We start from the raw sequence: 13,055 nt of genomic DNA, 5'->3' as shown, positions 1-13,055 counted from the left end.
CGTGGACTTCACCGACCCGGCGTGGCGGCGCCGCCTGGCCGGCACCAGTGCGCGGCACGACCCCCTCGCCCGGGCGGTCGGCCTCCACCGCCGCAGGGGCCCGGCCGTGGTGGACGCCACCGCCGGCCTCGGCCGGGACGCGGCCGTGCTCGCCCACCTCGGGGCGGAGGTCGTCGCCCTCGAGGCGAGCCCCGTGCTCGCCGCCCTCCTCGAGGAGGCCCTGGCGCGCGGGCGCGAGGCCCCCGCGGCCGCCGTCGCCCTCGAGCGGCTCAGCCTGCGCTGCGGCGACCTGCGCCGCCTCCTGGCCACCCTGCCCGAGGCCCGCCGGGAGATCGTCTACCTCGACCCGATGTTCCCGGCCGGCAGCACGCGGGGGGGCGTGGGGCGCGAGGCGCAGATCCTGCGGGCGCTGCTGCCCGCCGAGGCGCAGGCGCCGGAGGCGGAGCTGCTCGGGCACGCCCGGGCCGCCGCCACCCGCCGGGTGGTGGTCAAGCGCTCGCGCCGCGCCCCCGCCCTGGCCGGGCAGGCCCCGACGCGGTCCTTGCACGGGCGCGCCGTGCGCTTCGATCTCTACGAGTCCTAGAGTGCGACCCGCCGGAGGGCGGGCAAGCTACGAAGGAGGGGATAGGGAGAAGATGGCTGGGGGAGGTGGATTCGAACCACCGCTGACGGAGTCAGAGTCCGTAGTCCTACCGCTAGACGATCCCCCAGCAGGAACCTCGTATATTCTAACGCTTCGAGAACTGCGTTGCACGCCGCGCCTTGTGCAGGCCGATCTTCTTGCGCTCGACCATGCGCGCATCGCGGGTGATGAAGCCGGCACGCCGCAGCGGCGCTTTAAGCTCCTCGTCGTAGTCGGCGAGGGCGCGGGCGATGCCGTGGCGCACGGCGCCCGCCTGGCCGCTCGAGCCGCCGCCGGAGACGGTGGCCTTGATGTCGAACTTGTCGAGGGCCTCGACGTGGTCCAGCGGCTGCCGGACGATCATTTTGCCCGTCTCGCGCCCGAAGTACTCCTCCAGCGGCCGGCCGTTGACGGTGATCCGGCCGTTACCCGGCGTCATGAACACCCGTGCCGAGGAGGTCTTGCGGCGCCCTGTCCCGTAGTACTGCTGCTTGGCCATCGCTCGATCGATCCCGTATCCGGTTAAAGCTCCAGGGGCTGCGGCTGCTGCGCGTGGTGGCGATGCTCGCTGCCGGCGTAGACCTTGAGCTTCTTGAACATCGCCCGGCCGAGCCGGTTCTTCGGCAACATGCCGCGCACCGCGGTCTTGATGAGCCGCTCCGGGTGGCGGGCGCGGACCTCGGCGACGTTGCGGCTCTTCAGGCCACCGGGGTAGCCGGTGTGCCAGTAGTAGTGCTTGTCGCTCTCTTTGCGCCCGGTCAGCCGGATCTTATCGGCGTTGACCACGACGATATAATCGCCCGTATCCACGTGCGGCGTAAAGACCGCCTTATGCTTTCCCCGCAGACGGCGCGCGATCTCAGTGGCCAGGCGGCCGAGCGTCTTGTCGGTCGCATCGACCAGGTACCAGTCGCGTTGCACCTCAGCGGGCTTGGCACTGTATGTCTTCATCGGCTGCGCTCTCTCCCTCGAAGACCGCGCATAATAACGAAACCTAAACGCGACGGCAACCACCGTCCCCCCGATCGGGGCCGCGGCGGCTACACCTCCTGGTTCGCGGGCAGGTTGCGCCCGGCGAAGATCTCCATCATCTCGCGGCGCAGGTGCTTGCGGATGGTCTCGCGCTCCTGCTCGTCGAGATCGGCGCTGGACTCGCCGAAGAGGTAGTTATCCAGGTCGAACTCCCGGAGGATCATCTTCGTGTGGAAGATGTTCTCCTGGTAGACGTTGACGTCCAGGGTCTGGTAGCGCTCCTTCGTATCCTCGGAGAGGTAGTTCTGGATCGAGTTGATCTCGTGGTCGATGAAGTGCTTGCGCCCCTCCACGTCGCGGGTGAAGCCGCGCACGCGGTAGTCCATCGTCACGATATCCGAGTCGAAGGAGTGGATCAGGTAGTTGAGCGCCGTCAGCGGCGAGATCACCCCGCAGGTGGAGACGTCGATGTCCGCCCGGAAGGTGCTGACCCCCTTGTCGGGGTGCATCTCCGGGTAGGTGTGCACGGCGATGTGCGACTTGTCGAGGTGCGCCACCACGTCGTCGGGCAGCGGCCCCGGGCGGGCCTCGGCGCTCTCCTCGGCCTCCTCCGGGGTCACCGGCCCCTCGGAGATGAGCAGCGTCACGCTCGCCCCCTGCGGGTCGTAGTCCTGCCGGGCGACATTGAGCACGTTGGCGCCGATGATCTCGGCGACGTTCGTCAGGATGTCGGTCAGGCGCTCGGCGTTGTACTCCTCATCGATGTACTCGATGTACGCGCGCCGCTGCGCCTCGGTCTTGGCGTAGCAGACGTCGTAGATGTTGAAGCTCAGCGACTTCGTCAGGTTGTTGAAGCCGTGGAGCCGGATCCGGTTGTAGTCCACCAACGCCTCTGCCCTCCCGTCGCCGGTGGGTGGCGGCTCATCGAGATGCCGATCAAGGGGGTACAAATTATGCATAATTCTGGCGCTGATGCCACCAGTCTAGGCAAACAGCTCGCGCAGCCGCCCCCCCGGCGACGCCGCCCCCATGAACGCCTCGCCGACGAGGAAGGCGTGGATGCCGGCGGCGCGCACCCGGGCGATGTCCGCGGCGCTGTGGATCCCGCTCTCGGTCACCGCCAGGGCCGTCTCCGGCAGGGCCGCGGCCAGCGCCTCGCTGGTGCCCAGGTCGGTGGTGAAGGTGCGCAGGTCCCGGTTGTTGATCCCCACCAGCCCCGGGGCGAGGGGCTGGCAGCGGGCCAGCTCCTCGGCGTCGTGGACCTCGACGAGCGCGTCCATCCCGAGCTCCACCGCCAGGGCGTGGAGCTCGGCGAGCTGGGCGTCGCCGAGGGCCGCGGCGATGAGAAGCACGCAGTCGGCGCCGAGGGCCCGGGCCTCGTAGACCTGGTAGGTATCGAGGATGAAGTCCTTGCGCAGCACCGGCAGGCCCGCCGCGCCGCGGGCGGCCTGCAGGTGGGTGTCGTCGCCGCGGAAGAAGTCGCGGTCGGTGAGCACCGACAGGCACGCCGCGCCGTGGGCCTCGTAGTCGGCGGCGATGGCCGCCGGGTCGTACGCCTCGCGCAGCACCCCCCGGCTCGGCGAGGCGCGCTTGAGCTCGGCGATCACCGCCGCCTGCCCGGCCTCGACCCGGCGCCGGAGCGCGCCGCGGAAGTCCCGCGGCGCGGCCTGGTCCGCCGCCCGCGCCGAGAGCTCGCGCAGCGGCAAGGCCTCGGCGCGCTCGGCCACCTCCTCGGCCTTGCGGCGCAGGATCCGGCGCAGGATGTCCGGCGTCTCGCCCCCGGCGCTCATCCGGCCAGCTCCCGGCTCGTCGCCGCGAAGCGCTCCAGGGCCTCGGCCGCCGCGCCGGAGGCCATCAGCTCGCGGGCGCGCTCGACGCCCTCGCGCAGGCTCGCGGCCCGGTCCGCGACGTAGAGCGCGGCGCCGGCGTTGGCGGCGATGAGCTCCGCTGCCGGCGTCGGCTCGCCGGCGAAGGCGGCGCGGATCAGGGCGAGGCTATCCTCGGCGCTGGCGACGGTGACGGCGCTCAGGGGCGCCTCGGCGAGGCCGAGCTCCGCCGGCGTGAGGGTGTACTCGCGGACCTCGCCGCCGCGCAGCTCGGCGACCCGGGTGGGCGCGGCGATGCTGATCTCGTCGAGCCCGTCCTCGGCGTGGACCACCAGGACGTGGACGCTGCCGAGCTCGCGCAGGACCTCGGCCACCGGCCGCACCCAGCGCGCGTCGAAGACGCCGAGGAGCTGGCGCTGCGCGCCGGCCGGGTTGGTCAGCGGCCCGAGGAGGTTGAACAGGGTCCGCACGCCGAGCTCCCGGCGCGGGCCGACGGCGTGGCGCATGGCGCCGTGGTGCTGCGGCGCGAAGAGGAAGCCCACGCCGCAGCGGCGTAGGCACTCCCCGACCCCGGCGCTGTCGAGCGCCAGGCTGGCGCCGCAGGCCTCGAGGAGGTCGGCGCTGCCGCTGCGGCTGGAGACGGAGCGGTTGCCGTGCTTGGCCACCGGCGCCCCGCCGGCGGCGGCGACGAAGGCGGCCGCCGTGGAGACGTTCAGCGTCCCGCTGGCGTCGCCGCCGGTGCCGCAGGTGTCCACCAGGCTGGCGACGTCGTCGGCCTCGACGCGCTCGGCGAGCTCGCGCATCACCCCGGCGGCGGCGGCGATCTCGCCGACGGTCTCGCCCTTGAGCCCCAGGCCGATGAGGAAGCCCCCGATCTGGGCCGGCGTCGCCCCGCCGGTCATGATGGTGCGCATCACCTCGGCCATCTCCTCGGGCTGCAGGTCGCCCCGCGCCGAGAGGCGGCGAATGGCCTCTTGCATCTCCATGGCGGAACCTCGCTTAAGCCGCTGCCCGCGGCTGCTCCAGGAAGTTGCGGAGCAGGTCGTGGCCTGCCCGGGTCAGGATCGACTCGGGGTGGAACTGCACCCCCTCGACGGCCAGCTGCCGGTGGCGCAGCCCCATGACCTCGTCCACGGCGCCGTGGGGCCCCTCGGTCCAGGCGGTGACCTCCAGCGCCTCGGGCACCGTGTCCCGCTCGACGATCAGCGAGTGGTAGCGGGTCGCCTCCAGCGGCTCGGGCAGCCCGGCGAAGACCCCCTGGCCGCGGTGGTGGACCGCCGAGGTCTTGCCGTGCATCACCTCGCGGGCCCGGCCGACCCGGGCGCCGAAGACCTGGCCGACGGCCTGGTGGCCGAGGCAGACGCCGAGGATCGGCACCTCGCCGGCCATGGCCCGGATCAGCTCCAGCGAGACCCCGGCCTCGTTGGGCGTGCACGGCCCCGGCGAGATGACGATCCGCTCGGGGCGCAGCCGCCGCGCCTCGGCGACGCTGATCTCGTCGTTGCGCACCACCTCGACCCGCGCCCCGAGCTCGCCCAGGTACTGGACGAGGTTCCAGGTGAACGAGTCGTAGTTGTCGATCATCAGGATCATAGCCCACCCTCGGCCATCTCGACGGCGCGCAGCAAGGCCCGCCCCTTGTTGAGGGTCTCCTTCCACTCCAGCGCCGCGACCGAGTCGGAGACCACGCCGCCGCCGGCCTGCACGTGCACCTGCCCCTGCTGGACGACCGCGGTGCGGATGGCGATGGCGGTGTCCATGTTCCCCGACCAGGAGAGGTACCCCACCGCCCCGGCGTAGACCCCGCGCTTGACCGGCTCGACCTCGTCGATGATCTCCATGGCGCGGATCTTCGGGGCCCCGGTGACCGTCCCCGCCGGGAAGGCGGCGCGCAGCACGTCCATGGCGCTCAGGCCGGGGCGCAGGCGGCCGGTGACGTTGGAGACGATGTGCATGACCTGGGAGTAGCGCTCCACCGCCATGCGCTCGGTCAGGCGCACGCTCCCCGTCTCGGCGACCCGGCCGACGTCGTTGCGGCCGAGGTCGATGAGCATCACGTGCTCGGCGATCTCCTTGGGGTCGGAGACCAGCTCCGCCTCGAGCTCGCGGTCGCGCGCCTCGGTGGCGCCGCGCTTGCGCGTGCCGGCGATCGGGCGCACGGTCACCTCGCCGTCCTCGAGGCGGACGAGGATCTCCGGCGAGGAGCCGACCACCTGGAAGCCGCCGAAGTCGAGGAAGTACATGTACGGCGACGGGTTCGTGCAGCGCAGGGCGCGGTAGAGGTCGAGCGGCTCGGCGCGGAAGGGGCAGGAGATCCGCTGCGAGGGCACCACCTGCATGACGTCGCCGGCGGCGATGTACTCGCGGATGCGCGCGATCGCCTCCTCGTAGCCGGCCTCGGTGAAGTTCGAGCGCAGCTCGCCGTGGGCCCGCGCCGCGCCGGAGCCCGGGCGCTGCTGCGCCAGGGGGCGGGCGAGCTGCTCGGCCAGGCTGTCGAGCCGCGCCAGGCCGGCCTCGTAGGCGCCCTCCTCCCGGGGGTCGCAGTGCACCACCAGGTAGAGCCGGCCGGCCAGGTTGTCGAAGACCACCACCTCCTCGGCCTCGACCAGGCAGATATCCGGCAGCCCCAGGGCGTCCGGCGGCTGGCGCCCGGCGAGCCGCGGCTCGATGTAGCGCACCGTGTCGTAGCCGAAGTAGCCCACGAGGCCGCCGAGAAAGCGCGGCATCTGCGGGAAGCCGGAGGGCGGCGCCGCCCGGTGGCGGTGCTGGTACGACTCGATCCACGCCAGCGGGTCGGCGGCCTCGAGCTGCTCGACGAGCTCGCCGTCGCGGCGCAGCTCGATGCGCTGGCCGTAGACGGCGACCTCGGTGCGCGCCGGCAGGCCGATGATCGAGTAGCGCCCCCACTTCTCGCCGCCCTCCACCGACTCGAGCAGGAACGAGCGCGGCCCGCCGGCGAGCTTGAGGTAGCTCGACAGCGGCGTGTCCAGGTCGGCGAGGACCTCGCGGATCAGCGGGATCCGCGTGTAGCCGGCCTCGGCGAGGGCGTGGAACTCTTGCTCTTTCATGGGCCTACGCTGCAACGCGCAACAGTGGGGGCAGCTCCGTGAGCCGCTCGACCGTGGCGTCCGCGCCGAGATCCGCCAGCGCCACCCCCCGGCGGTAGCCGTAGGGGACGCAGACCACCGGGATGCCGGCGGCCCGGGCGGTGGCGACGTCAATCGCGGAGTCGCCCACCATCAGGCTCCCGGCCCGGGGCATGGCGAGCGCCTCCAGCGCCCCGAGGAGCGGGGCCGGATCGGGCTTGCGGGCCGCGCAGCAGTCGCCGCCGACGACCACCGGGACCGCCTCCGCCAGCCCCAGGGCCTCGATCACCGGCGCGGCGAGGGCGCGGGGCTTGTTGGTCACGACCGCCAGGTGCAGTCCCGCCGCCGCCAGGGCCTGCACCCCCTCCACGGCGCCCGGGTACGCCCGGCTGTCGACGAACAGCCGCTCGCTGTAGAGCTCGAGAAAGCGCGCCAGCGCCTCGTCGAGCTCGGCGGCCGGCGGCTCGCCGTCGTCGCGGCCCGTCAGGGCGCGGGCGACGAGCTTGCGGGTGCCGTTGCCCACCCAGCCGTGCACCTGCTCGAGGGTGACCCCCTCGGCACCGCGCTCGGCGAGCATGCGGTTGACGGCGACGGTGAGATCAGGAGCGCTATCGACGAGCGTCCCGTCGAGATCGAATAGGACGGTGCGGGTCTTCGACAGATCCATGAGCGGCGCTTGGTATCCAAACCCTCAGCCTACCGGCTGGCGAAGCGCCCCCGCAAGCCGGCGGCGCGCTGCGCTCAGGCGACCACCGGCCGGTCGTAGGCGATCGGCAGCTCCCCGGCCTCCTCGAAGGTCACCTCCTCCCAGGCCTGCTCGTTCTCGAGGAGCTTGCGCAGGAGGCGGTTGTTGAGCTCGTGGCCCGACTTGTGGCCGTGGAAGGCGCCGATCAGGCTGCTGCCGAGCAGGTAGAGGTCGCCGATGGCGTCGAGGATCTTGTGCTTGACGAACTCGTCGCGGTAGCGCAGCCCGTCCTCGTTGAGCACCCGGTAGTCGTCCACCACGATGGCGTTGTCGAGGCTGCCCCCGAGCGCGAGGTGGGAGGCGCGCAGGGCCTCGATCTCCTTCATGAAGCCGAAGGTGCGGGCCCGGCTGATCTCGCGGATAAAGGAGGTGGAGGAGAAGTCGACCTCCGCCCAGGCGTGCTCCTCGCGGAAGACCGGGTGGTCGAAGTCGATGGTGAAGCTGACCTTGAAGCCCTCGAAGGGCTCGAAGGCCACCCACTTGTCGCCGTCGACCACCTGCACCGGCTCGCGGATGCGCACGAAGCGCTTCGGCGCCTCCTGCTCCTTGAGCCCCGCGGAGCGGATCAGGAAGACGAAGGGCGCGGCGCTGCCGTCCATGATCGGCACCTCCGCGGCGGAGAGCTCGACGTAGCAGTTGTCGATGCCGAGCCCGGCGAGCGCCGAGAGCAGGTGCTCGACGGTCGCGATGCGCATGTCGCCGTCCACGAGGCAGGTCGACAGGCGGGTGTCCCCCACGGCGGCGGCCGAGGCCTTGATCTCCCGGCCCAGGTCGGTGCGCCGAAAGACGATCCCGGTACTCGGCGGTGCCGGACGCAGGGTCAGGTAGACCTTCTCGCCGGTGTGGAGCCCGACGCCCGTGGCCCGGATGCTATTCTTCAAGGTGCGCTGACAGATCATGGCTGAGCTCGGCTCCGTGTCGGTGTAAGGGGATGGGCTCCGCCTCGTCGGGCTCCGCCTTCCTGGCCTCCCTCCGCCCGGGGCTCTGCTCGGCAGGGCCTCCCTACACCTTGTTAGCGGCAGCAAGGGGGGTCATTTTAGTGTAAAAACGCCCCCCGGGATAGTGCTGCACTGCACCATACTCCCTCAGTCGGCCTGCCGGCGCAGGAAGGCCGGGATATCCAGGTACTCCATATCGCTGTCGGCGTCGCCCTCGCCGCCGCGCTCGTTGGCCGCCTGCTGGCGGATCACCGTGGGCCGGTCGAGCTGGTTGTAGTCGACCTCGCCGCTCGGCTTGCGCGCCGCCGAGGCGGACTTCGCCGCCTCCGCCGCCGCCTGGCGCGGCTTGCCGAGGCCCGTGGCCACCACCGTCACCCGCAGCTCGCTCTCGAGCTCCGGGTCGATGACCGCGCCGACGACCACGGTGGCGTCGTCGGAGGCGTACTCGCGGACAGCGTGGCCGACCTCGTCGAACTCGCCGATGGAGAGGTTGTAGCCGCCGGTGACGTTGACGAGCACGCCGTTGGCCCCGGCGAGGTTGAAGTCCTCGAGCAGCGGGCAGGCGATGGCCCGGTCGGCCGCCTCGCGCGCCCGGCCCTCGCCGGAGGCGACGCCGTTGCCCATGACCGCCATGCCCATCTCCGACATCACGGTGCGCACGTCGGCGAAGTCGACGTTGATCAGCCCCGGGCGGGTGATCAGCTCGGCGATCCCCTTGACGGCGCCGAGGAGGACGTCGTTGGCCGACTTGAAGGCGTCGAGGAGGGTGAGGTTCTTGCCGAGCACCGGCAGCAGGCGCTCGTTGGGGATGGTGATCAGGGAGTCGACCCGGTGCTCGAGCTCCTTGATGCCCTGCTCGGCGATCTCCATGCGCTTGCCGCCCTCGAAGGGGAACGGCTTGGTGACCACCGCCACGGCGAGGATCCCCATCTCCCGGGCCACCTCGGCGACGACGGGGGCGGCGCCCGTGCCGGTGCCGCCGCCCATGCCGGCGGTCAGGAAGACCATGTCGGCGCCCTGGAGGACCTCCTGGATCCGCTCCTTGGACTCCTCGGCCGCCTGCCGGCCGGTCTCCGGATCGGCCCCGGCGCCGAGGCCCTTGGTGATCCCCGAGCCGAGCTGGACGGTGTTCCCCGCCGAGGTGTTCGCCAGCGCCTGGGCGTCGGTGTTGGCGTAGATGAACTCCACGCCCTCGACGTCGGCGGTGACCATGTGCTGGACGGCGTTGCCGCCCCCGCCGCCGACACCGATGACCTTGATGACGGCGTTCTGGTTCTGCGTGTCCATGATCTCGAACATGGTGCTGCCTCCCGATACTGCGTGTGTTCTGCTGCTGCGCCTTGACCGCTAGAGATTGCCCTTGAACCAGCTCTTCATCCGTCCCCACAGGGCGTTGATCCCCCCCTCGGCGCTCAGCCCTGCGGGCACGCCCGCCCCGCGGTTGCGGGCGCCGAAGGCCAGCAGGCCGACGCCGGTGGAGTACATGGGGTTGCGGACCACGTCGGAGAGGCCGGTGACGTGCTTGGGGACGCCGATGCGCACGGGCAGGTGGAAGACCTCCTCGGCGAGGTCGGTGACCCCCTCCATCTTCGAGCTGCCGCCGGTGAGCACGACGCCGGCCGGGATGAGGTCCTCGAAGCCGCTCTTGCGCAGCTCCGCCTGCACCAGGTTGAGCAGCTCCTCGTAGCGCGGCTCGACCACCGAGGCCAGCGACTGGCGCGACAGGCGCCGCGGCGGGCGGTCGCCCACCGAGGGCACCTCGATGGTCTCCTCCGGGTTCGCCAGCTGCGAGAGCGCGCAGGCGTAGCGGACCTTGATGTCCTCGGCGTGGTGCGTGGGGGTGCGCAGGGCCACGGCGATGTCGTTGGTCACCTGGTAGCCGGCGATGGGGATGACCGCCGTGTGGCGGATGGCGCCGCTGGTGAAGACGGCGATGTCCGTCGTCCCGCCGCCGATATCCACCAGGCAGACGCCGAGCTCCTTCTCGTCCTCGGTGAGCACGGCGTAGCTGGCGGCCAGCTGCTGGAGGACGATGTCGTCGACCTCGAGGGCGCAGCGGCGGACGCACTTGGTGATGTTGTCGGCCGCCGAGACGGCGCCGGTGACGATGTGCACCCGCGCCTCGAGCCGCACGCCGGACATCCCCAGCGGGTCGCGGATGCCCTCCTGGCTGTCGATGACGAACTCCTGCGGGATGACGTGGATGATCTGCTGATCGGCCGGGATGGCCACCGCCTTGGCGCCGTCGAGCACCCGCTCGAGGTCGGCGCGCATCACCTCCTTGTCGCGGATGGCGACCATGCCGTGGGAGTTGAGGCTGCGGATGTGGCTGCCCGAGATCCCCACGTAGGCGGAGTGGATCTCGCAGCCGGCCATCAGCTCGGCCTCCTCCACCGCCCGCTGGATCGACTGCACGGTGGAGTCGATATTGACGACCACCCCCTTCTTCAGCCCGTGGGAGGGGTGGCTGCCGACGCCGATGACCTCCAGCTCCCCGTCCTCCTTGACCTCTCCCACGATGGCGACGACCTTCGAGGTCCCGATATCGAGGCCGACCAGGAGGCTGTCTTCTGTCTTCCGAACCATGGTCTGCTCCACGCTCAATCCGTCTCGTCCGCTGCTTCCCAGGCGACGGCGAAGCCGTTGGGATAGCGCAAATCCGCCCGCTCCATGCTGCGGCCCTGCTCCCGCGCCCGCAGGGTCGGCAGCGCCGCGGCGAAGCGCTCGACCCGGGGTACGGGCCGCTCACGGCCGATGACCAGCCGCGCCCCGCCGCCGAGCCGCGCCTGCCACAGCCCCCGGGGCGAGAGGCTCAACGCCGCCAGATTGACGCCGGTCTCGTCAAAGAGTTGCCGAGCCTCCCTGAAGACCCGCACCACATCGCCCCGGCGCCCCCGGGGGCCGGCCAGCCTCGGCAGCCCCGAGGGCCGGCGCGACGCCGGCGGCCGGAAGAGCTCGCCCCGGGGGTCCACCAGGGCCGGGCCGCCGCGCCACTCGGCCAGGGCCCGGCGCTCGCGCAGGCGGATGGTCAGCGTCCCGGGCCAGCTGCGGCGCGGCTCGGCCTCCGCTACCCAGGCTAGCTGCTCGAGGGCCCGCCGGGCGCCGGCCACGTCGACGCCGAGGAGGCTGCGATGCAAGTGCGGTGCCACCGCCGCGCGGACCTCCTCGCGGGTCACCCGCTGCGGCGCCTCGGCGAGCTCGATGCGCTCCAGCGGCAGCAGGTGGCCGCCGCGCACCGCGGCAGCGAGCCCGGCCAGCGCGCCGAGGCCCGCCAGCAGGCCGGCCCCCGCCCACAGCCAGCGGCGCAGGTCCGCCGCCCTCATGCCAGCGCCTCCCCGAAGATCCGGGCGACCAGCTCGTCGAAGCCGATCCCCGCCTCGGCGGCCGCGATAGGGACCAGGGAGTGGTCCGTCAGCCCGGGGATGGTGTTGACCTCCAGCAGCTGCCACGCCCCGGCGCCATCGCGCATGACGTCAACGCGCCCCCAGCCGCTGCCGCCGGCCGCCGCGAAGGCCTCGCGGCAGAGGGCCGCCAGCCGCCGCTCCTCGGCCTCGCCGAGCCCGCTCGGGCACTCGTGCCGGGTATCCGGGGCGCGGTACTTGGCCTCGTAGTCGAAGAAGGCGTGCCCGGTCTCCAGGCGGATCGACGGCAGCGCCCGGTCGCCGAGCAGCGCCACGGTGTACTCCTGCCCGGCGACCCACGCCTCGGCGAGCACGTACTCGTCGTAGGCCGCCGCCTGCCGGTACGCCGCCGCCAGCTCCGCGGCGCTCTCCACCCGGGCCATGCCGAGGCTCGAGCCCTCCCGCGCCGGCTTGACGATCAGCGGCCAGCCCAGCCCCCGCACCTGCTCGGCCTCCCCCGAGCGCAGCAGGCGCGCCGCCGGCGTCGGCAGCCCGCAGCCCTGCCAGAGCCGCTTGCAGCGCCACTTGTCCATGGCCAGGGCGGAGCCGAGCACGCCGCTGCCGGTGTACGGCACGCCGAGGGTCTCCAGCGCCCCCTGGATGGTCCCGTCCTCGCCGCCGCGGCCGTGGAGGGCGATGAAGGCGCCGTCGTAGCCGCGCAGCGCCTCGAGGGGCTCGTCGCGCGGGTCGAAGGCGGCGGCGTCGTAGCCGCGCCGGCGCAGCGCGGCGAGCACGGCCTCGCCGCTGCGCAGCGAGATCGCGCGCTCGGCGGAGCCGCCGCCCATGAGCACGGCGATGCGCCCGGCCCGCTGCGGATCCGGTACCACGCTCACGGCAGCGCCTCCCCCCAAGTGTGGACCTCGGGCTCGAGCCGGACACCGTGGCAGCGCTCGACCCGGTCCTGGACGTGCGCCATGAGCGCCTCGATATCCGCCGCGCAGCCGCCGGCGTTGATAATGAAGTTGGCGTGGCGCTCGGCGACGTAGGCCCCGCCGACCGCCAGCCCCTTGCAGCCGGCCGCCTCGATCAGCCGCCCGGCGGCCGCCCCCGGCGGGTTGCGGAACACCGAGCCGCAGGTCGGCTGCCCCACCGGCTGCGTCGCCTTGCGCCGCCCCAGGAGCCCGCGCACGCGCTGGCGCAGGGCCTCGGGATCGGCGGGCGCCAAGCGCCAGGTCGCGGCCACGAAGGCCTCGCCCGGCGGCGCGCCCACCGCGCGGTAGCCGACGCGGAAGTCCTCGGGGGGGCGTGTGCGCAGCCGGCCGCGGCGGTCGACGGTCTCCACCTCGTGGACCGCCGCCCACGTCTCGCCGCCCTCGGCGCCGGCGTTCAGGGCCAGGGCGCCGCCGACGGTCCCCGGGACGCCGGCCAGGAACTCGAGCCCCGCCAGGCCGCTGCGCACGCTCTCCCGGGCCAGCCGGGGGCTCGGCACCCCCGCCTCGGCCCGGACCCACGCCCCCTCGATGCG

General features: G+C 72.6%; 15 protein-coding genes and 1 tRNA gene. 1 reads left to right on the top strand and 15 read right to left on the bottom strand.

Features of this window, described 5'->3' with window-relative positions; all coding sequences use genetic code 11:
* Nucleotides 1-583, top strand: a 583-nt coding sequence (locus CKO13_RS06800) for a class I SAM-dependent methyltransferase (protein ID WP_200258314.1), incomplete at its 5' end; no start/stop codon positions are given.
* Between the two features lie 53 nt (nucleotides 584-636).
* Here the strand turns inward: CKO13_RS06800 and CKO13_RS06795 are convergent.
* The 15 genes from CKO13_RS06795 to CKO13_RS06725 form a co-directional block, all read right to left on the bottom strand.
* A tRNA-Gln gene (locus tag CKO13_RS06795) sits at nucleotides 637-710 on the bottom strand.
* A gap of 18 nt (nucleotides 711-728) precedes the next feature.
* Nucleotides 729-1,121 (bottom strand): 30S ribosomal protein S9, encoded by a 393-nt coding sequence (gene rpsI, locus CKO13_RS06790; RefSeq protein ID WP_200258312.1) that lies wholly within the window; start codon nucleotides 1,119-1,121, stop codon nucleotides 729-731.
* Nucleotides 1,122-1,144: 23 nt separating this feature from the next.
* The gene (gene rplM, locus CKO13_RS06785) at nucleotides 1,145-1,573 is read right to left on the bottom strand and encodes a 50S ribosomal protein L13 (RefSeq protein WP_200258309.1); all 429 of its coding nucleotides are present in this window, start codon (nucleotides 1,571-1,573) and stop codon (nucleotides 1,145-1,147) included.
* Between the two features lie 89 nt (nucleotides 1,574-1,662).
* Nucleotides 1,663-2,481, bottom strand: a complete 819-nt coding sequence (speD, locus tag CKO13_RS06780) for an adenosylmethionine decarboxylase (protein WP_200258307.1) — start codon at nucleotides 2,479-2,481, stop codon at nucleotides 1,663-1,665.
* A 96-nt stretch (nucleotides 2,482-2,577) separates the two neighbouring features.
* Nucleotides 2,578-3,384 carry an indole-3-glycerol phosphate synthase TrpC gene (trpC, locus tag CKO13_RS06775; protein ID WP_200258305.1) on the bottom strand — a complete coding sequence of 269 codons (807 nt, stop codon included), beginning with the start codon at nucleotides 3,382-3,384 and terminating at the stop codon, nucleotides 2,578-2,580.
* Complete coding sequence (gene trpD / locus CKO13_RS06770) at nucleotides 3,381-4,406, bottom strand: anthranilate phosphoribosyltransferase (RefSeq protein WP_200258303.1); 1,026 nt, start codon at nucleotides 4,404-4,406, stop codon at nucleotides 3,381-3,383. The genes trpC and trpD overlap by 4 nt, the downstream gene beginning before the upstream one ends.
* A 13-nt stretch (nucleotides 4,407-4,419) precedes the next feature.
* The gene (locus tag CKO13_RS06765; RefSeq protein WP_200258301.1) at nucleotides 4,420-5,013 is read right to left on the bottom strand and encodes an anthranilate synthase component II; all 594 of its coding nucleotides are present in this window, start codon (nucleotides 5,011-5,013) and stop codon (nucleotides 4,420-4,422) included.
* Nucleotides 5,010-6,488 (bottom strand): anthranilate synthase component I, encoded by a 1,479-nt coding sequence (gene trpE / locus CKO13_RS06760; RefSeq protein WP_200258299.1) that lies wholly within the window; start codon nucleotides 6,486-6,488, stop codon nucleotides 5,010-5,012. Before trpE ends, CKO13_RS06765 begins: the two co-directional genes overlap by 4 nt.
* Before the next feature lie 4 nt (nucleotides 6,489-6,492).
* The gene (locus tag CKO13_RS06755; RefSeq protein WP_200258297.1) at nucleotides 6,493-7,173 is read right to left on the bottom strand and encodes a phosphoglycolate phosphatase; all 681 of its coding nucleotides are present in this window, start codon (nucleotides 7,171-7,173) and stop codon (nucleotides 6,493-6,495) included.
* A 74-nt stretch (nucleotides 7,174-7,247) separates the two neighbouring features.
* Nucleotides 7,248-8,150, bottom strand: coding sequence for a UDP-3-O-acyl-N-acetylglucosamine deacetylase (gene lpxC / locus CKO13_RS06750; RefSeq protein WP_200258294.1), 903 nt, complete (start codon nucleotides 8,148-8,150; stop codon nucleotides 7,248-7,250).
* Between the two features lie 186 nt (nucleotides 8,151-8,336).
* Nucleotides 8,337-9,488 (bottom strand): cell division protein FtsZ, encoded by a 1,152-nt coding sequence (gene ftsZ, locus CKO13_RS06745; protein WP_200258291.1) that lies wholly within the window; start codon nucleotides 9,486-9,488, stop codon nucleotides 8,337-8,339.
* A gap of 48 nt (nucleotides 9,489-9,536) precedes the next feature.
* Entirely contained in the window at nucleotides 9,537-10,775 is a 1,239-nt protein-coding gene (ftsA, locus tag CKO13_RS06740) for a cell division protein FtsA (RefSeq protein WP_200258288.1), read from the bottom strand.
* A gap of 14 nt (nucleotides 10,776-10,789) precedes the next feature.
* Nucleotides 10,790-11,512, bottom strand: coding sequence for a cell division protein FtsQ/DivIB (locus CKO13_RS06735; protein ID WP_200258287.1), 723 nt, complete (start codon nucleotides 11,510-11,512; stop codon nucleotides 10,790-10,792).
* Nucleotides 11,509-12,423 (bottom strand): D-alanine--D-alanine ligase, encoded by a 915-nt coding sequence (locus CKO13_RS06730; protein WP_200258278.1) that lies wholly within the window; start codon nucleotides 12,421-12,423, stop codon nucleotides 11,509-11,511. Before CKO13_RS06730 ends, CKO13_RS06735 begins: the two co-directional genes overlap by 4 nt.
* A partial coding sequence (locus CKO13_RS06725) for an FAD-binding protein (RefSeq protein ID WP_200258275.1) occupies nucleotides 12,420-13,055 on the bottom strand: 636 nt, incomplete at its 5' end. The genes CKO13_RS06725 and CKO13_RS06730, both read right to left, overlap by 4 nt.

Source organism: Halorhodospira neutriphila, assembly GCF_016584055.1.
GTDB classification, from domain to species: domain Bacteria; phylum Pseudomonadota; class Gammaproteobacteria; order Nitrococcales; family Halorhodospiraceae; genus Halorhodospira; species Halorhodospira neutriphila.
The sequence above is the reverse complement of the archived record's forward strand: the minus strand, read 5'-3'. Positions and strand labels throughout refer to the sequence as shown.

What these genes read in the sequence shown, in the direction of transcription:
- trpC (WP_200258305.1), bottom strand. Translation starts at nt 3,384, where the DNA reads ATGAGCGCCGGGGGCGAGACGCCGGACATCCTGCGCCGGATCCTGCGC.
- trpE (WP_200258299.1), bottom strand. Translation starts at nt 6,488, where the DNA reads ATGAAAGAGCAAGAGTTCCACGCCCTCGCCGAGGCCGGCTACACGCGG.
- CKO13_RS06765 (WP_200258301.1), bottom strand. Translation starts at nt 5,013, where the DNA reads ATGATCCTGATGATCGACAACTACGACTCGTTCACCTGGAACCTCGTC.
- rpsI (WP_200258312.1), bottom strand. Translation starts at nt 1,121, where the DNA reads ATGGCCAAGCAGCAGTACTACGGGACAGGGCGCCGCAAGACCTCCTCG.
- rplM (WP_200258309.1), bottom strand. Translation starts at nt 1,573, where the DNA reads ATGAAGACATACAGTGCCAAGCCCGCTGAGGTGCAACGCGACTGGTAC.
- trpD (WP_200258303.1), bottom strand. Translation starts at nt 4,406, where the DNA reads ATGGAGATGCAAGAGGCCATTCGCCGCCTCTCGGCGCGGGGCGACCTG.
- lpxC (WP_200258294.1), bottom strand. Translation starts at nt 8,150, where the DNA reads ATGATCTGTCAGCGCACCTTGAAGAATAGCATCCGGGCCACGGGCGTC.
- ftsZ (WP_200258291.1), bottom strand. Translation starts at nt 9,488, where the DNA reads ATGTTCGAGATCATGGACACGCAGAACCAGAACGCCGTCATCAAGGTC.
- CKO13_RS06755 (WP_200258297.1), bottom strand. Translation starts at nt 7,173, where the DNA reads ATGGATCTGTCGAAGACCCGCACCGTCCTATTCGATCTCGACGGGACG.
- CKO13_RS06735 (WP_200258287.1), bottom strand. Translation starts at nt 11,512, where the DNA reads ATGAGGGCGGCGGACCTGCGCCGCTGGCTGTGGGCGGGGGCCGGCCTG.
- ftsA (WP_200258288.1), bottom strand. Translation starts at nt 10,775, where the DNA reads ATGGTTCGGAAGACAGAAGACAGCCTCCTGGTCGGCCTCGATATCGGG.